Genomic DNA, 18,795 nt, shown 5'->3' on the forward strand with positions numbered 1-18,795 from the left:
ATTTTCTCGCCCGCAGCGTTCGCGGTATCTCCTGCGCGCCACCGCGTGCCCTCAGCATGGCCAGCAACTAACGTTCCGTTAATTGATAAGCATGATGAGGCGCCGACATGGCAGATCTATACGAAAACCCGATGGGCCTGATGGGCTTTGAATTCATCGAATTCGCATCCCCTACACCCAATACCCTGGAGCCGATCTTCGAGATCATGGGCTTCACCAAGGTCGCCACGCACCGTTCCAAGGACGTGCACCTGTATCGTCAGGGCGCGATAAACCTGATCCTCAACAACGAACCCCACAGCGTGGCCTCGTACTTTGCGGCCGAGCATGGCCCGTCGGTATGCGGCATGGCGTTCCGGGTCAAGGATTCGCAGCTGGCCTACCGGCGTGCCCTGGAACTCGGTGCCCAGCCGATCCATATCGAAACCGGTCCGATGGAGCTGAACCTGCCGGCGATCAAGGGCATCGGTGGCGCGCCGCTTTACCTGATCGACCGTTTTGGCGAAGGCAGCTCGATCTATGACATCGACTTCGTGTTCCTCGAAGGCGTCGACCGTCATCCGGTGGGCGCGGGTCTGAAGATCATCGACCACCTGACCCACAACGTTTATCGAGGCCGCATGGCCTACTGGGCCGGCTTCTACGAGAAGCTGTTCAATTTCCGCGAGATCCGTTACTTCGACATCAAGGGCGAGTACACCGGCCTGACGTCCAAGGCCATGACCGCCCCGGACGGCATGATCCGTATACCGTTGAACGAAGAATCGTCCAAGGGCGCCGGGCAGATCGAAGAGTTCCTGATGCAGTTCAACGGCGAAGGCATCCAGCACGTAGCGTTCCTCACCGACGACCTGGTCAAGACCTGGGACGCGCTGAAGAAGATTGGCATGCGCTTCATGACCGCGCCGCCGGACACCTACTACGAAATGCTCGAAGGCCGTTTGCCGAACCACGGCGAGCCGGTGGATGAACTGCAATCGCGGGGTATCCTGCTGGACGGTTCTTCCAACCCGGACGACAAGCGCCTGCTGCTGCAGATCTTCTCGGAAACCCTGATGGGGCCGGTGTTCTTCGAATTCATCCAGCGCAAGGGCGACGATGGGTTTGGCGAAGGCAACTTCAAGGCGTTGTTCGAGTCCATCGAGCGTGACCAGGTGCGGCGTGGGGTGTTGGCGACTGAGTAACGGTAAACCCTGAATGTGGGAGCGGGCTTGCTCGCGAAGACGGAGTGTCAGTCATATCAATGGCGCCTGACACTCTGCTTTCGCGAGCAAGCCCGCTCCCACATGGGATCAGGGTAAACCTCAGGCTCGACGTCGCTGCCGCATCAGGTGCTTGAACCCTTCGAACACCAGCACCGCCACAGCCATCCAGATCGGGATATAGGTCAGCCATTCTCCGGCCTTGATGCTTTCGCCCAGCAACAACGCAACGACCAGCAGCAGCACCGGTTCGACGTAGCTCAACAACCCGAACAGGCCGAACGGCAACAGCCGGCTGGCGATGATGTAGGACACCAGCGCCGACGCGCTGATCACCCCGAGCACCGGGATCAGCAGCGACAGCCACGGGTACTGATCGAACACATTGAAGCCTTGTTCACCGCTCTGCACGAACCAGAGTGCTACGGGCAGCATCAGCGTCATGTCCAGCCAGAGCCCGCCCAGGTTATCGGTCTTGGTGCGTTTGCGCAGGACGAAGTAGATGGGATAACCGATCACCACCAGCAAGGTCGCCCAGGAAAAACCACCGACTTGATAGAACTCGTTGCACACGCCAAGGGTGGCGAAGAACACCGCGACTTTCTGCAGGTATGACAGGCGTTCGCCATAGACGATGCGCCCGGTCAGGACCATCGACAGCGGCAACAGAAAATATCCCAACGACACATCCAGGCTGTAGCCGTTGAGCGGCGCCCACATGAACAGCCAGACTTGCGCGCCCATCAGTGCCGAAGACACCATCGCGCCGATCAGCAATCGTGGGGTGGCGATCAGGCGCTGAACCAGCGCGGTGACCAGCTTCCATTCCCGCGCCACCAGCATGAACACCGTCATACAGGGCATCGTCAGCAGCATGCGCCAGCCAAAAATCTCCACGCCGGTCAGCGGTGCGAGCAGCGAGGTGTAGTAATACATGACGGCGAACAGCGCGGAGGCCGAAACCGATAGGGCGATGCCTTTGGACACTGAAGCCTCTTTCAAGGATTGAAGTTCGACGGGAAGGAGCTTGCTTGTGGCGAGGGAGCTTGCTCCCGCTCGATTGCGTAGCAATCGCAAACAACGGGCCCGCTACGCGGTCCAGCGGGAACAAGCTCCCTCGCCACAGAAGGCTTTCATTTCACTGATTGGTTATGACGTACGCGGCACACGCCCCGACACGAAATGCCCCACATCGTTGAACCCCGGTGTCGACGCATGCCCCGGCGTCACCAGCGAATCGATGAAGGCTTCGTCCTCGGCGGTGATCGTCACGGCTTGCGCCTTGGTGTAGCCATCCCATTGCTCCTCGGTGCGCGGCCCGACGATGGCAGAGGTGACGGCGCGGTTGTTCAGCACCCAGGCGATGGCGAACTCGACGATACCCACGCCCCGTTCCCGGGTGTACTGCTGGATCTGCTGGGCAATGCGCAGGGACTCGACCCGCCATTCGGTTTCCAGGATGCGTTTGTCCTGGCGACCGGCGCGGCTGTTGGCGTCCGGCGCGACGTCCGGCGCATATTTGCCGCTGAGCACGCCCCGGGCAAGGGGGCTGAAGGGTACCACGCCAAGGCCATAGTTCTGGGCGGCGGTGATCTGCTCGGTTTCCGCCTGGCGATTGACGATGTTGTAAAGCGGCTGGCTGATCACCGGCCGGTCGATGCCCAGGCTGTCGGCGATGCGGATCACTTCGGCGATGCGCCAGCCACGGTAGTTCGACAGGCCCCAATAGCGGATCTTGCCTTGGCGGATCAGGTCGCCGATGGCCGACACGGTGACGTGCAGCGGGGTGTTGTGGTCTTCGCGATGCAGGTAGTAGATGTCCAGGTAATCGGTGCCCAGCCGGGTGAGGCTGGCCTCGATCCCATTGAACAGATGCTTGCGGCTCAGGCCGCTGCGGTTGGGCACGCCATCCGCCGGGCCGAAGCCGACCTTGGTGGCGAGCACCCATTCCTGGCGGCGACTGGCAATCGCCTCGCCGACGATTTCTTCGGAGCGGCCATTGGTGTAGACGTCCGCCGTGTCGATGAAGTTGATGCCCTGGTCCCAGGCCTTGTCGATGATCCGCAACGAATCCTCGGTGCTGGTCTGTTCGCCGAACATCATCGTGCCCAGGGTCAATGTCGAAACTTGTAACCCGGAGTGACCCAACGTGCGGTAGCTCATGACAAGATCCTTTTTATCGATGGGAAAGGCTCAATCAAACCCCAGAACCACCGTATGGATCAAACAGATTTATCAAACACCCTGACCCCACAATGGATTTTGGGTGTACGCATCGGCATTTGTGAAATTGAACAATAATCCCAGGTGTCTTTTGTGCCGCAGACCGGCGCCACGTCTGCGGTCAGCTGGCAGCATGCTGAGCATCGGAACCGGAGACCAAAATGAAAATAATCATCGCCCCCGACTCGTTCAAGGACAGCCTCAGCGCTCAGGGCGTCGCCGATGCCATCGCCGCCGGGCTGGGTGAGGTCTGGCCGGATGCGCAGTTGATCAAATGCCCGATGGCCGATGGCGGCGAGGGGACGGTGGAGTCGGTGCTGGCCGCGTGCAACGGCGAATGGCGTCATACCTGCGTCCGGGGGCCCTTGGGTGCCGCGGTCGAGGCGCGTTGGGGCTGGTTGGCCGACAGCCGCACGGCGATCATTGAAATGGCCGAGGCCAGTGGCTTGCAGCTGGTGCCGCCGGGGCAACGGGATGCTTGTACCAGCAGCACCTACGGCACTGGCGAGTTGATTCGCGCGGCCCTGGATGAAGGGGCCGGGCGGGTGATCCTGGCGATCGGCGGCAGTGCCACCAACGATGCCGGCGCGGGTGCCCTGCAAGCGCTGGGCGTGGCGTTGCTGAATGAACATGGGCAACCGCTGCCACCCGGCGGCCTGGCCCTGGCAAACCTGTCGCGCATTGACCTGAGTGGCCTGGACCCGCGTCTGGCTGGCGTGAGTGTCGAGATTGCCGCCGATGTCGACAATCCCCTGTGCGGGTCCCACGGCGCTTCAGTGATTTTCGGTCCCCAGAAAGGCGCCTCCGCGCAGCAGGTTCAGCAACTGGACCAGGCCCTGGCGCACTTCGCCGGACAGTGCGCCCAAGTGTTGAGCCGCGATGTCAGGGACGAACCGGGCAGCGGCGCCGCCGGCGGCCTGGGGTTCGCGGCCAAGGCGTTTCTGGGAGCGCAGTTTCGGACTGGGGTGGACGTCGTCGCCCAACTGACGGGTTTGGCCGATGCGATCAAGGACGCCGACCTGGTGATTACCGGGGAAGGCCGCTTCGACGCCCAGACCCTGCGGGGCAAGACGCCGTTTGGCGTGGCCCGGGTTGCACGCCGTCATGGCGTACCGGTGGTGGTCATTGCCGGCACGTTGGGGGAGGGGTACCAGGCGCTGTATGAGCACGGCATCGATGCCGCCTTCGCACTGGTCAGCGGGCCGATGACGCTGCAGCAGGCCTGTGCCGACGCACCACGCTTGCTGCGCGAACGAGCCCGGGACATTGCCCGGCTCTGGCGAGTTGCAAACCGATAACCGGCCAACTGTGGCGAGGGAGCTTGCTCCCGCTGGGCTGCGCAGCAGACCCTTGGTCTATCGAATCGATCGCGATGGCAGATCGATTCTTGGGGCCGCTGCGCGACCCAACGGGAGCAAGCTCCCTCGCCACAGCAGGCTCCCTTGCCACGATTTTTTGACACATCATGAAATATATTTCACCGGCCCCCTAAAAGAAGGCTCAAGCCCAGCCGATAAGGGGTTAAGCGTGCCCATAACGTTTTCAATCGATACGCTGCCCGGCATGGACGCTCGACCCCATCACCCGAGGTCCTACCATGTCATTACGTAGCCTGAATATCGCTCCCCGGGCCTTTCTCGGCTTTGCCTTCATTGCCTTGCTAGTGATCGCCCTCGGTGTATTTGCCGCCAATCGCATGTCCGTCATCCGCCAGGCCTCGATTGACATGGAGCAGACCCAAGTCCCCAGTGTCGGCTACCTGGCCAACGTACTGGAGAACGTGCTGCGCATGCGCATTCTTTCGTTCCGGATCCTGGTCAACCGGGACCCGGCCAGTCTCGCGGAGGCCGAGACCCGCATCGGTGTGCTGGTAGAAAAGCTGCAGAAGGCCAACGGCAGCTACGCCAAGCTGCCGCCCGCTGCGCAGGAGATCGAGCTCTACAAAACCTTTTCGGCGACCCTCGATAAATACCTGCAAGCCCAGAAGGAAATGCTGGAGCTGTCGCGCCAGGACAAGGTCGATTTATTGCGCACCCTCATCAATACGCGGATCAAGGAAGGCACCGACCTGATGGGCGAGCAGCTCAACAAGCTCATCGCGATCAACGTGACCGGCGCCGGCGAAGCCTCGGCCGTGGCGGGTGAGCACTATGACAGTGCGATCACCGGCATCATCGTCGTCTCGGTGGCCGCCGCGCTGGCTACCGTGGTGCTGGCGCTGCTCCTGACTCGCAGCATCGTTACACCGTTGAACCGCGCGTTGGAGGCGGCACGGGTCATCGCCGGCGGTAACCTGGTCCAGGCTATTGAAATCGATGGCAAGGATGAACCGGCTCGTTTGCTCCAGGCACTGGCCGACATGCAAGGCAGCCTGCGCAAGACCATCGAGCAGATCGCCGGTTCCGCCACACAATTGGGCGCGGCCGCCGAGGAGCTGAGTGCGGTGACCCAGGAATCTTCCCGTGGCCTGCAACGCCAGCACAATGAAATCGAACAGGCCGCGACCGCCGTCAATGAGATGACCGCCGCCGTGGAAGAGGTTGCCCGCAACGCCGTGTCGACCTCCGAAGCGTCGAACCAGTCGACCCAGGCCGCACAGGAAGGTCGCAGCCGGGTGGTGGAGACCGTCGAGGCGATCCAGACCATGACCCACGATGTGCAAGCCACCGCCACCATGGTCGAGGGCCTGGCCGTTCAGGGGCGCGACATTGGCAAGGTGCTGGACGTGATCCGTGCCATCGCCGAACAAACCAACCTGCTGGCGCTCAACGCCGCCATCGAGGCGGCCCGCGCGGGGGAGGCCGGACGCGGTTTCGCTGTGGTGGCCGATGAAGTCCGGGCCCTGGCCCATCGCACCGCGCAATCGACCCAGGAAATCGAAAAGATGGTCGCCGGCATCCAGAACAGCACCGGCGAGGCGGTGCAATCGATGCAGCAGAGCAACCAGCGCACCCAGAGCACCCTGGAACTGGCCCGTGCCGCCGGCGTCGCCCTGGAACAGATCACCCAGTCGATCCATCAGATCAACGAACGTAACCTGGTCATCGCCAGTGCCTCGGAAGAACAGGCCCAGGTGTCCCGAGAGGTGGACCGTAACCTGGTGAACATTCGTGACCTGGCGACGCAGTCGGCCTCGGGCGCGCAACAGACGAGCGACGCGACCCACGAACTGTCGCGCCTGGCGGTGGGTTTGAATGCGATGGTGGCGCGGTTTGTGATTTGAGATAGGGTTGAGGCTGGACACCGCATAAACCAGGAGCCGTACATGCGCTATTCAGCCTTGACCCAACGCATCACTGGCGAGGGGGCTGCCGCGTGGCAGATCCACGACCGGGCACTGGCCATGCGTGAACAGGGCAGGGACGTGTTGTTGCTGTCGGTGGGCGATCCGGATTTCGACACGCCGCGGGCCATCGTCGATGCTGCGGTGAGCAGCCTACGGGCCGGGGATACTCACTATTGCGACGTGCGCGGCCTTTACGGTCTGCGCGCCAGCATCGCGACCCGTCATCGTTGGCGTAGCGGCCAGCCGGTCGGGGCTGAGCACGTCACGGTACTGCCGGGCGCGCAATGCGCGGTGTATGCGGTCGCGCAATGCCTGCTCGACCCTGGCGACGAAGTCATCGTGGCCGAGCCGATGTACGTCACCTACGAAGCGGTGTTCGGCGCCTGCGGCGCGAAAGTGATACCGGTGGCGGTACGCCCGGAGAATGCGTTCCGGGTCGAACCGACCGATGTCGCCCGCCTGATCACCCCAAAGACCCGAGCCCTGCTGCTCAACAGCCCCAACAACCCCTCCGGCGCGAGCCTGCGATTGCCCACCTGGCAGGCGCTGGCGCAACTGTGCATCGAGCATGACGTGTGGCTGATCAGTGACGAGGTCTACAGCGACCTGTTGTACGAAGGCGAGCACATCAGCCCGGCCAGCCTGCCGGGCATGGCCGACCGCACCGCGACCATCAACAGCCTGTCCAAATCCCACGCCATGACCGGTTGGCGCATCGGCTGGGTCATCGGCCCAGAGCCCTTGGCCGAACACCTGGCGAACCTGTCGCTGTGCATGCTGTTCGGCCTGCCGGAGTTCGTGCAACGGGCGGCCCAGGTGGCACTGGAGGAAGAGCTGCCTGAAGTGGCGTCCATGCAAGATGAGTATCGCCAGCGCCGGGACCTGGTGTGCGCCATGCTGGATGATTGCCCGGGGCTTACCCCGCTGCGGCCCAACGGTGGCATGTTCGTGATGGTGGACGTGCGCCGGACGGGACTCGATGCCCAGGCGTTTGCCGAGCGGCTGTTGGACGGGTATGGCGTGTCGGTGCTAGCGGGGGAGGCGTTCGGGCCCAGTGCGGCGGGGCATATACGGATCGGGTTGGTGGTTGATCAGGAGAAGTTAGCCCAGGCGTGCCAGCGGATTGCGTTGTGTGCAGCAGAGTTGCTGCCGGTGCAGTGGGCTTAAGGGGTTGTATTCCGGTCTTCGAAATATTCATCTACGCAGCGTGAGTCTATATCCAAGCGCTTTCGTGCCTTTGATCCATACGACCATTCGCTCAAATCATCCAAACATCGTGCAGGTATATTCTGGACGTGTCGCTCCGTCAAATCCGATAAACGGTATCCAGACCTGTCAGATATACCAGTAGGCAATCTGGTATGTCCGAGGCCTAATTGCATCGAAGATTTCTCTAGATAACGTGTGCCTAAAGCACTTTCTCCGGAGCGAATACGTGATGCCACAACCCAACGAGCAAATCACTGCGCTACCTTTGCGTATAGACGGAGTCGACGATCAGGATCCGGAGGGTTGGATACCGCTTGAACAACTGACTAACGGAACGATCGGAAGAATACCGCGTTGGGCAGACTTTCCTGACACTACCGGGCAGTATACGGATCTTTTTGTATATTGGGCGCAGCCTAACGACAGAGAGATTTATCAACGCAGATATCTCCCCGCCGACGACAGGCCGGAGTTTACGTTTCCGATAAGTCCTCAGGATATGAGCGTAGACGGTATCGCTTATATTCATTATCTGTTGATCAAGCATGACGGTAATAAAGACCCCTCACCGAAACGCAAACTGACTATTGACCATACACCTGCGCCTACGTTGACGGCGCCTAAGTTCCCTGATAGCAACTTATGGGGGTATCTGAACTGCAGTTCGCCAGTTCCGATCTGGGAAAAGGTAAGAGTAGAGATATTGCCGGAATCTATTTTTCGTGGACAGGATGAATGTGTTCTTCAGTGGCAGGGTTTCGACACATTAAACGGCAGCCCCCCGGCTTTGACACCTGTTTACGAGTTTCGCAAAACGTTAAGCGATAGCGAGGCGATCAATGGATTTATCATGGAAATTCCATTTGTACCCTATGTAAGGCCCATGGTGGATTCCGATTCCGGAGTTGCTCAATATACGATTTATCGAAATGGTATTCCTAAAGGCAGGTCAGGAAAGGGCCTCGTCAAGATTGATCGCATAATACCTGGGGAAGAACAGCCTTGTGGGGGATTTGCCTGAGGAATGGAGTTCCAGATGGCCTGATCAATAAATATCTTGGAGAATCAAAATGACCAGTAAAAGCATAAACGTTAATGGTGAAGTGTTGACGCTGCGGCAAATCGCAGACCGTTCTCGGGCGGCGTTACGCTCCTCGACGTCTGATTCGGGCATCCTGCTGGACCCTCCAATCATTGTCGGACAGATAGTAGATGATTTGATCCCCAAAACGATCCTTGACTCAGGGACGATGACTCTTCGATTTAAATCCAGTGATATCCCCGATCCGGATGATGCTGATATATGGAGACTGGTTCTACATAAAGGAGGCGTAGAAACGGAGCTCGATGAGCAGCCTTTCGGTCTCGTTGCCACTCGCCCCGCGACGCTTGACATCCCGGTGCCAACCGCGGGGCTTGTGGACGATGACACCACTAAAGCTTCAACTACCTACGAATTCGAGCTGGTAGTTATTTGGGGGCCGAATGGTAACTGGGACCCGCTGGAGTTCGTCCCTGCTGAAATTGACCGGTTCGCACCTGAGCATGAGAAAACAGGTTTGAGACTGAAACCGGAAGCGGCTGTGCTGGTGAATTTGCCAGCTGGGGCGGTCATCGACGATGATTGGCTCGATAACAATACAGCCCTCGAATTAACCATTAACACGGGCTATGAGTTTCATCGCGAGGACGACCGCGTTGAGGTTTACGTGGGGCCGAATTATGGCTCGGGCACACCGATACATACACAATTGCTTACGTCACCTGGCGAAGTGTCGATTCCAAAGGCTGCTCTCCCTCAAATGGATGGTCAGCATTATGTTTGGTATGTGTTGTTCGATGTGGTGGGAAATGAAAGTGAGCCCGCACTTCCTAGACCACTCATTGTTCGGCGTCGTCCGCGACCACAACTTATTGATTGTTTTATTCCTAAAGGACAATTGCCAGATGTCATAGATCTGGAGGACCTGGAGAGTGACGTATTTCTAGAGGTGCCCTATACCACTAATGGACAGGAGACTGATCGGATCATCCCGAAAATCAGTAACGCCAATGGTAATACGGTAATCCCCTTAACGGGGCAGTTGCTGGGAGAGGAAACCCCTAATAAGACTCTTAAATTTCTCGTGGCTATTAATAGGTTAATTGCGCTTTGGGGGAATTCTACCGCAGAATTACCCATCACTGCTGAATATGATTTTTCACGTGGGACTGAAGCTTTGGTTCCTTCCAACCCCACACCATCGGCTCTTGATTTTACCTACCGTGGGCCTATCAATCCGATTTTTCCCGGGCTGGAAAACCCTAATATGACGAAGGTCAAGGTTGTAGCGGTAGGTGGTTCCGGCACGGAAAACCATATTACTGCAGATGACCGTGGAAAGCCGGCGGACATTAGTACGCCGATGATTGAGGCACCTACTACTTGGGTGCCGATTGGCGATGAGATCGCCAAGTTATGGTTTAACGGTGTGGAAGTCCACAGTGAACAATTAGCTGCCGGTACGGTGCCGTTGTTAACGTTTGAGATGCTTGCCAGTGTTATTGATAATGCCGGGACCGGTAAAAAAATAGCCTATTGGACAATTGAGGAGGACGGTGGCCGCAACAGAATGAGGTCGCTGCCTACCGAGGTGCAGGTAGATGCCGTTCGGATCAATTTGCCTCCACCCAGAGTCAGGTTGTATGGCTCGGGCAATTTTGTTTCATGTGCTTCCTTGATAAGAAATACCTGGGAGCTGCCTGTTACTGTTGATATCGATCCGACTCATATGCCGGCTAATACGGTGGTTACTCTGAAGTCCGTTGGGACAACCGATGCTGCGGGGCTCATTCCCATCGATGGGACTGACTATACGGGTACTTACACGATTACAGGCTCGGAGACGGGCGCGATTTTTGTAAAAAATATAGAACCTTATTTGTCGAAAATTAAGCCTATCCAGCCGCCACATAGCTCTGGCCTGCCGAATGGTTTCATAAAAATATGGTATGAGGTCACCATTGGCGGGGTGTTGACGCCTTCTGCTGAATTTTTGAATGAGGTTTCTTTGCTGAATACCAGCTATAACTATTGTGAGGGGACGCCTACAAAATAATTGGCAGTGTCCAATGTCGGGGAACTATCGGGTTTTCCCGGCATTGGCGTTGGCTGATATGAGGAAAAATCCCTGTGCGTGATCGGATTAGTCCTACATCAATTTGTGACGTATATCTGTAATTTGTCGGCCGTCTGGGTGAGGGGTCTATCGCTCGCTAAATAAACTTCATCAATTTTATCTGATGACAAATTGTGGGTAGTTCTACTATGCGATCAATAAAGTACGCTGGAATGACACCGGCAATGGCGTTATGGCTGAGGGGTTCGTCTCTGTCCTTATCGTTGTTGCTGGTTGAGCCAACGCTGGCTGGAACATTAGTCGGTCAAAGCCAGACCATCACCAACGGTGACCCCGTGGAAACATGGTCGCTCTCGCAGAACTCCACATTGAACGTTAACGGCGCGCAAACCCTAGGTATCCTTGCCTCACAATCCACATTGAATACCAGTGGAGCCACGACTGGACGAATTATTGGTAGACAGGGTGCATCAATAAATCTTTCTAACACGACGGTTACTGGTGGAAATGTACTTGCTGGACTGGAACTCGCCGACAGTGACGCCACCATCAATGGCAGCACCGTCACCGGAAATCAGCTGGGTTTAACGGCCTTGCATGTTGTCGGTACCACGATCGGCTCAACAGTAACGGCCACTAATAGCACCATTACAGGTGTTACAGGCGGTGCCCGCGCGACGGCTTTCAGTGTCCTGGATTTCTCAAATTCGATCGTCGAGGGTACGGGGGCTACGAGTTTCGGTATTTCACTGTTGAGCAGCACAGCCTCTGCCAGCAATGGCACGCGCATTATCGGTGGTCAGAATGGCGTCATATTGGGGCTTGAAACTGGCGTATCCGAAGTCAATAAGCTGACGCTGGATCAGTCTAGCGTCGAGGGTAGGAACGGTTCCGCTATTGTTGTCGATTATGCGGGCACTTCAGCAGCGGTTTCGCAGATAGATGTGCTCAACGGATCGACGCTGACCGGTAGCAACGGGACGATTCTCGAAGTACGAGGTGCCGGTAATGCAGCGATGAATGTCGAGCGCAGCAATCTGACAGGTAATGTCCAGGTGGCTGGCGACGGTGTTGCCGCGCTAGCTTTCACTCAGGCTTCATTGACCGGTGATGTGCGCGCTGACGCAGGCGGCACCGCTACGGTGGCGTTGCTGCAAGGTTCGCAGATGACTGGTGTCATGGATAACGTGGCCACGGCCAGCATCGACCAGTCGAGTTGGGTCATGACGGGTGATAGCCAGGTCGGTGACTTGGTCCTCACCGGCGGCACGGTAAGATTCGGCGCCGATAACGCCTTCTATCGATTGAATGTGGAAAGTTTGTCCGGTAACGGCCTGTTCGAAATCGGCACAGATTTCGCGACTAATCAGACCGATTTCCTTAATGTCACGGGCACAGCAACGGGCAGCCATCAAATCATGATTGCCAGCAGCGGCGTTGACCCGGCCAGTGGTCAGCCGATCCAGGTGGTTCACACCGGAGGAGGAGACGCTACTTTCGCCCTGGCAAACGCCGATGGCGCGGTTGATCTGGGCACCTATTCCTATGGATTGAAGCAGAGTGATACTGGTAACGACTGGTTCCTTGACCCCACGGCCCGTACGGTCAGCCCTTCGACCCGTGCCGTTATGGCGTTGTTCAATACCGCGCCGACGGTTTGGTACGGTGAGTTGAGTCCATTGCGTAGTCGAATGGGGGAATTACGCTTCAATTCACAAAAGTCCGGCGCATGGCTCAGGGCCTATGGCAACAAGTACAACGTGTCTGATAGTTACGGGGGGGGATACCGCCAAGCTCAACAAGGCTTCGCGCTGGGTGCCGATGCACCTCTGCCGTTGGGCGACGGGCAATGGCTGCTGGGTGTGATGGCAGGGCACAGTACCTCGGATCTGGATTTGCATCGCGGTACTTCTGGCACGATCAAAAGCTATTACATTGGTACCTACCTGACCTGGATGGATGAGGACAGTGGTTACTACGTCGACAGCGTACTTAAACTCAACCGCTTCCAGAACGATGCCAAGGTCGGCATGAGCGATGGTAAACGGTCCAAGGGTGATTACGACAACAGTGGCCTTGGCGGTTCGGTGGAAGTCGGTCGCAATATCAAACTGAACGATGGTTATTTCATCGAGCCGTTTACCCAGTGGTCCGCGGTGGCTATTCAGGGTAAGGACTACCATCTTGACAACGGTTTGCAGGCCGAGGGTGATCGTACTTATTCGTTGCTCGGCAAGGCCGGCGTGACGGTGGGGCGTGATATGCAATTGGACAATGGCGCGACAGTACAACCCTATGTGCGTGCGGCATTGGCCCATGAGTTCGCCAAAAACAACGAAGTGAAGGTCAACAATAACGTGTTCAATAACGACCTGTCGGGATCACGCGCCGAATTGGGTGCTGGTATTGCCGTCAATCTGTCCCAGCGCTGGCAGGCACACGCTGAGGTTGAATATATGAACGGTAAAGGTATTGAGATGCCCATAGGTGGTACCGTCGGCGTGCAATTCAAATGGTGAGTCGTCCAGATCGGTAATCGACTGAAGACAAAGAAAAAGCCCTGATCGAAAGATCAGGGCTTTTTTACGCTTGGTTACCAACTGAGTTCTGTGTCGAAGAGGCCGGTGCATAGATAGCTATCGTTTCCTTGAGCTTTGTCGATATACGCCGTGAATGATCCAGTGAAGCGCATATCAGCGCCCATTGTGTACTGAATGGAGCCTCTTCTGGCTTTTTGCAGTGTAGGACTGTTTGGATCTGCATAATTGTTGTAGATCAAGCTGACGTGCTCGTCATTATCCGTAATGACGCCATCCGTTTCCTCTTTGATGTCTTTTGAGAAAGTGATCGTGAAGGTTCTTGGCAGGCCATTCTTCCATTCCGTTGCTACCACCACCCACACTTCACCCCGATTGGGAGTGGTAGAACTTTTTAGTGTGGTTATGGCTGCGTTGAAGTTTGAATTGTCTTCAAGATTGGCAGTGAAGTTGACTTCGCTCGCAAGGGCTTCTTGATCCAGTTTCGTGGCTGCTCTGCTCATGAGTAAAAGCTCCGTAAATGATCGACGGGAGATCCAGCGGGCATCCTGCGATGTCATATGCATGGAGCGTTTATCTAAGCCCTATGTGCATGCTCTGTATACTGTCAGAGCTGACAACTATACAGGGCGGCGTTTTTGTGATTGATAACAATGCTACGAATTTTGATGGGTACAGAGGTGTGTCAAACGTCCTTACCGGTATTTAAGCACCAACCTCATCACCCCCACAAAAAACACCGGCACAAACACCACCGCCAACGTTGCACTGATCATCCCGCCAATCACCCCGGTCCCGATGGCCTGCTGGCTCGCCGAACTGGCTCCCGTGGCGATCGCCAGGGGCACCACGCCGAGAATGAACGCCAGGGAGGTCATGATGATCGGCCGCAGGCGCAGGCGTGCGGCCTGGAGGGTGGCGTCGATCAGGTCATGGCCTTCGTCGTAGAGACTCTTGGCGAACTCGATGATCAGGATCGCATTCTTGGCCGAGAGGCCGATGATGGTCACCAGGCCGACCTTGAAGAACACGTCGTTGGGCATGCCCCGCAGTGACACCGCCAGCACCGCGCCGAGTACCCCCAGCGGCACCACCAGCAGCACCGAGGCAGGAATCGACCAGCTCTCGTACAGCGCCGCCAGGCACAGGAACACCACCAGCAGCGACAGGCCCAGCAGGATCGGCGCCTGGCTGCCGGACAGGCGTTCCTGCAACGATAACCCGGTCCATTCCTGGCCCAACCCGGCTGGTCCCTGGGCCACCAGCCGTTCGATTTCCGCCATGGCCTGGCCGGTGCTGTAGCCCGGTGCCGGTTCGCCGGAAATGCTGATGGCCGGGTAGCCATTGTAGCGGGTCAGTTGCGTCGGGCCCTGGGTCCACTTGGCCTGGACGAAGGCCGACAGCGGCACCATTTTCCCGGCATCGTTGCGCACATGGATCTTCAGCAGATCGGCCACCTGGCTGCGCTGGTCGCCTTCGGCCTGGACCACCACCCGCTGCATGCGCCCCTGGTTGGGGAAATCGTTGATGTAGCTTGAACCCACGGCGGTCGCCAGTACGTTGCCGACGTCGGCGAAAGATACCCCCAGGGCATTGGCCTGCTTGCGGTCGACTTCCAGTTGCACCTGCGGCGCTTCGGCCAGGGCGCTCTCGCGCACGTTGATCAGCAGCGGGCTCTTTTCGGCGGCGGCAAGCAATGCGTCGCGGGCCTGCATCAGCGTGGCATGGCCGAGACCGCCGCGATCCTGCAATCGGAACTCGAAGCCGCTGGACGTCCCCAGGCCATCCACCGGGGGTGGCAATACGGCGAAGGCCATGGCGTCCTTTATCCCGCCGAAGGCCTGGTTGGCGCGCTCGGCTATGGCACTGGCCGAGTCGTCGCTGCCACGTTCCGACCAGTCCTTGAGGGTGGTGAACGCCAACGCTGCGTTCTGCCCGCTGCCGGAAAAACTGAAGCCCAGGATCACCGTGCTGTCCCCCACACCCGGCTCGCCGGCGTTGTGGGCTTCGATCTGCTCGACCACTTGCACTGTACGGTTCTTGCTCGCGCCGGGCGGCAGTTGGATGTCGGTGATGGTGTAGCCCTGGTCTTCCACCGGCAGGAACGAGGAGGGCAGGCGACTGAACAACAGGCCCATGCCCACCAGCAGCACGCCGTAGATCAGCAGGTAGCGACCGGTACGCTTGAGGGCATAGGCGACCCAGCCTTGATAGCGCTCGCCCAGTCGATCGAAGCGGCGATTGAACCCGCCAAAGAAGCCGCCCTTGGCGTGATGCTCGCCCTGGACGATGGGCTTGAGCAAGGTGGCGCACAGCGCAGGTGTCAGGCTCAGGGCCAGGAATGCCGAGAACAGGATCGACGTGGCCATGGACAGCGAGAATTGCCGATAGATGACACCGACGGATCCGGGCATGAACGCCATCGGAATGAACACTGCCACCAAGACCAGGGTGATGCCGATGATGGCCCCGGTGATCTGCTGCATCGCCTTGCGCGTCGCGTCCTTGGGCGACAGCCCTTCGCTGGCCATGATCCGTTCGACGTTCTCCACCACGACAATGGCGTCGTCCACCAGGATGCCGATGGCCAGCACCATGCCGAACATGGTCAGCACGTTGATGGAAAAGCCCAGGGCAAGCATGATGGCGAACGTGCCCATCAGCGCCACCGGCACCACCAGGGTCGGGATCAGGGTGTAGCGGATGTTCTGCAGGAACAGGAACATCACGGCGAACACCAGCAGCATGGCCTCGCCCAGGGTATAGATCACTTTGGTGATGGAGACCTTGACGAATGGCGAGGTGTCGTAGGGGATCTTGTACTCCACGCCGGCCGGGAAGTAGCGCGCCAGTTCGTCCATTTTCGCCCGTACCAGGGTCGCCGTATTCAGGGCATTGGCCCCCGGCGATAGCTGCACGCCGACCGCCGTGGAGGGCTTGCCGTTGAGGCGCGTGGAAAACTGATACTCCTGGCTGCCGACTTCCACCCGTGCCACGTCGCCGATGCGCACCGTGGAGCCGTCGGGGTTGGCCTTGAGTACGATGTCGGCGAACTCTTCCGGCGTCGACAACTGGCCCTTGACCAGGATGGTCGCGGTGATTTCCTGGTTACCGCGGCTCGGCAGGTCACCAATGCTGCCCGCTGAAACCTGGGCGTTCTGCGCCTGGACGGCAGCGTTCACATCGGCCGGGGTCAGGCTGAAGCTGAGCAGCTTCTGCGGATCGATCCAGATTCGCATGGCCCGTTCGGCGCCGTACAACTGCGCCTTGCCGACACCGTCCAGGCGCTTGATTTCGTTCATCACGTTGCGTGCCAGGTAGTCGCTGAGGGCAACGTCGTCGAGCTTGCCGTCATTGGACGTGAGGGTGATCAGCAGTAGGAAGCCGGCCGAGACCTTATCCACTTGCAAGCCTTGCTGGGTGACCGCCTGGGGCAGGCGCGACTCCACCGCCTTGAGACGGTTCTGCACGTCGACCTGAGCCAGTTCCGGATTGGTGCCGGGCTTGAAGGTCGCGGTGATGGTGGCGCTGCCCAGGCTGCTCTGGGAACCGAAGTACAGCAGGTTGTCGGCACCGTTGAGTTCTTCCTCGATCAGGCTGACGACACTCTGGTCCACGGTTTGCGCCGAGGCACCGGGGTACACCGCGTAGATTTCGATCTGCGGTGGCGCGACGTCCGGGTACTGGGCCACCGGCAATTGCGGGATCGCCAGCACACCGGCCAGCAGGATGAACAGCGCGACCACCCAGGCGAATACCGGACGGTCGATAAAGAACTGCGGCATGGGAAATGTCCTGCTTACTGACCAGAGGCAAGTGGAAGAGGGGAGTTGTCGATCTGGACTTTTTCACCGGGGCGGGCATGTTGCAGGCCTTCGACGACGATGCGGTCGCCCGGCTTCAGGCCGTGGGTAACGATCCAGCGGTTGTCCTGTACGCTGCCCAGTTCCACCGGTTGCAGGCTGACTTGCTGCTCGGCGTCGACCAGCAGCACCTGGGCTGTGCCTGCGCTGTCACGCTGGATGGCCCGTTGCGGCACGCTGATGCCCTGGCGGTCGAAGGCCTGCTCCAGGCGCACGCGCACGAAGCTGCCAGGCAGCAGGTCGAGATCAGGGTTGGGGAACTCACTGCGCAGGGTGATCTGGCCGGTGCCCGGGTCGACGCTGATGTCGGTGAACAACAACTTGCCCGGCAGTGGATAGAGGCTGCCGTCGTCCTGGATCAACGTGACCTTGGCCTGGTCCTGGCCAACCTGCTGCAACTGGCCGGCGCGCAGGGCCCGGCGCAGTTCGTTGAGTTCGCGGGTCGATTGGGTGAGGTCGGCGTGGATCGGGTTCAGTTGCTGGATAAGCGCCAGCGGCGTGGTTTCGTTCTGCCCCACCAGCGCGCCCTCGGTGACCAGCGCCCGGCCGATGCGTCCGGCAATCGGCGCGGTGACCGTGGCATAACCCAGGTTCAACCGGGCCCGCTCGACGGCTGCCTGACTGGCGGCGACGTCGGCGGCGGTCTGGCGGGCGGCGGCGCGGGCGTTGTCGTAGTCCTGGGCGCTGATGGCGTTGTCTTCGATCAATCGTGCGTAGCGCTGTGCCTGCAAGCGCGCCTGGAACGCGTTGGCCTCGGCCTTGCGCAACGCCGCCTCGGCGCTGTCCAGGTCGGCCTTGAACGGCGCCGGGTCGATGCGGAACAGCACATCACCTTTCTTCACATCACTGCCTTCGCGGTAGACCCGCTGCAAGACCACGCCGGGCACTCGTGCACGGACTTCGGCGATGCGCGGCGCGGCGATACGTCCGCTCAATTCGCTGCTGATGGACAGTGGCCGAGCTTCGACGGTTTCGATGGCAACGGTGGGGCGCGGCGCTTCGTCCGTGGGCGGCGAGGCCTTGTCGCAGGCGCTCAACGACAGTACCCCGAGCAACAGGCCCAGGGTGGCGAAAGAGTTCTTTGGCATGGTGCTTCCCCAATGATGAACATCGCCATGCTACGGGGGACGGTGGGGCACAGCGGTAAAGCTTTGTAGGGGGTGTGTGAAATTGTGTAAGGGGTTTGCTCGGGGACGGGCGGGGGCGTATATCCTTGGCAGCTGGATTTTCAGGTGACTGTACTGACGCCTTCGCGGGCAAGCTGAACTGGCTTAATGATCCCGGACACCTCTTAAGGGCGATATGATTCGCCCCATCAGGAGGATCCATGCAAGAGCGAAAGACCTACACCCGCGA

General features: G+C 58.9%; 12 protein-coding genes. 7 read left to right on the forward strand and 5 right to left on the reverse strand.

Annotated features, from left to right (window positions below; genetic code table 11):
* Window positions 1–107: 107 nt before the first annotated feature.
* Window positions 108–1,184 (forward strand): 4-hydroxyphenylpyruvate dioxygenase, encoded by a 1,077-nt coding sequence (gene hppD / locus FBX99_RS18015; protein ID WP_053191038.1) that lies wholly within the window; start codon window positions 108–110, stop codon window positions 1,182–1,184.
* A gap of 120 nt (window positions 1,185–1,304) precedes the next feature.
* Here hppD and rarD read toward each other — a convergent pair whose 3' ends face one another.
* Window positions 1,305–2,189: an EamA family transporter RarD gene (gene rarD / locus FBX99_RS18020; RefSeq protein ID WP_144925333.1), complete on the reverse strand. Its 885-nt coding sequence runs from the start codon at window positions 2,187–2,189 to the stop codon at window positions 1,305–1,307.
* A gap of 162 nt (window positions 2,190–2,351) precedes the next feature.
* Window positions 2,352–3,365 carry an aldo/keto reductase gene (locus FBX99_RS18025; protein ID WP_144925330.1) on the reverse strand — a complete coding sequence of 338 codons (1,014 nt, stop codon included), beginning with the start codon at window positions 3,363–3,365 and terminating at the stop codon, window positions 2,352–2,354.
* 221 nt (window positions 3,366–3,586) lie between these two features.
* Between FBX99_RS18025 and FBX99_RS18030 the strand changes: the two genes are divergently transcribed.
* From FBX99_RS18030 to FBX99_RS18060, 6 genes are all read left to right on the forward strand, one after another.
* Window positions 3,587–4,723, forward strand: a complete 1,137-nt coding sequence (locus FBX99_RS18030) for a glycerate kinase (protein WP_144925327.1) — start codon at window positions 3,587–3,589, stop codon at window positions 4,721–4,723.
* Between the two features lie 299 nt (window positions 4,724–5,022).
* Entirely contained in the window at window positions 5,023–6,648 is a 1,626-nt protein-coding gene (locus FBX99_RS18040; RefSeq protein ID WP_144925323.1) for a methyl-accepting chemotaxis protein, read from the forward strand.
* 42 nt (window positions 6,649–6,690) lie between these two features.
* Window positions 6,691–7,878: a pyridoxal phosphate-dependent aminotransferase gene (locus FBX99_RS18045; protein ID WP_144925320.1), complete on the forward strand. Its 1,188-nt coding sequence runs from the start codon at window positions 6,691–6,693 to the stop codon at window positions 7,876–7,878.
* Between the two features lie 268 nt (window positions 7,879–8,146).
* Window positions 8,147–8,941 (forward strand): hypothetical protein, encoded by a 795-nt coding sequence (locus tag FBX99_RS18050; RefSeq protein ID WP_144925317.1) that lies wholly within the window; start codon window positions 8,147–8,149, stop codon window positions 8,939–8,941.
* 49 nt (window positions 8,942–8,990) lie between these two features.
* Complete coding sequence (locus tag FBX99_RS18055) at window positions 8,991–11,018, forward strand: hypothetical protein (RefSeq protein ID WP_144925314.1); 2,028 nt, start codon at window positions 8,991–8,993, stop codon at window positions 11,016–11,018.
* A gap of 245 nt (window positions 11,019–11,263) precedes the next feature.
* Window positions 11,264–13,558 (forward strand): autotransporter outer membrane beta-barrel domain-containing protein, encoded by a 2,295-nt coding sequence (locus FBX99_RS18060; RefSeq protein ID WP_256662478.1) that lies wholly within the window; start codon window positions 11,264–11,266, stop codon window positions 13,556–13,558.
* Window positions 13,559–13,632: 74 nt separating this feature from the next.
* Here FBX99_RS18060 and FBX99_RS18065 read toward each other — a convergent pair whose 3' ends face one another.
* The 3 genes from FBX99_RS18065 to FBX99_RS18075 all read right to left on the reverse strand — a co-directional run bounded on the left by FBX99_RS18065 (window position 13,633) and on the right by FBX99_RS18075 (window position 18,527).
* Window positions 13,633–14,079 (reverse strand): hypothetical protein, encoded by a 447-nt coding sequence (locus tag FBX99_RS18065; protein ID WP_144925308.1) that lies wholly within the window; start codon window positions 14,077–14,079, stop codon window positions 13,633–13,635.
* 192 nt (window positions 14,080–14,271) lie between these two features.
* On the reverse strand, window positions 14,272–17,361 hold the full coding sequence (locus FBX99_RS18070; protein ID WP_145132399.1) for an efflux RND transporter permease subunit: 3,090 nt from the start codon (window positions 17,359–17,361) through the stop codon (window positions 14,272–14,274).
* A gap of 14 nt (window positions 17,362–17,375) precedes the next feature.
* Window positions 17,376–18,527 (reverse strand): efflux RND transporter periplasmic adaptor subunit, encoded by a 1,152-nt coding sequence (locus tag FBX99_RS18075; protein ID WP_144925302.1) that lies wholly within the window; start codon window positions 18,525–18,527, stop codon window positions 17,376–17,378.
* Window positions 18,528–18,795: the final 268 nt, after the last annotated feature.

This window comes from Pseudomonas sp. SJZ074 (genome assembly GCF_007828215.1).
Classification (GTDB): Bacteria; Pseudomonadota; Gammaproteobacteria; order Pseudomonadales; family Pseudomonadaceae; genus Aquipseudomonas.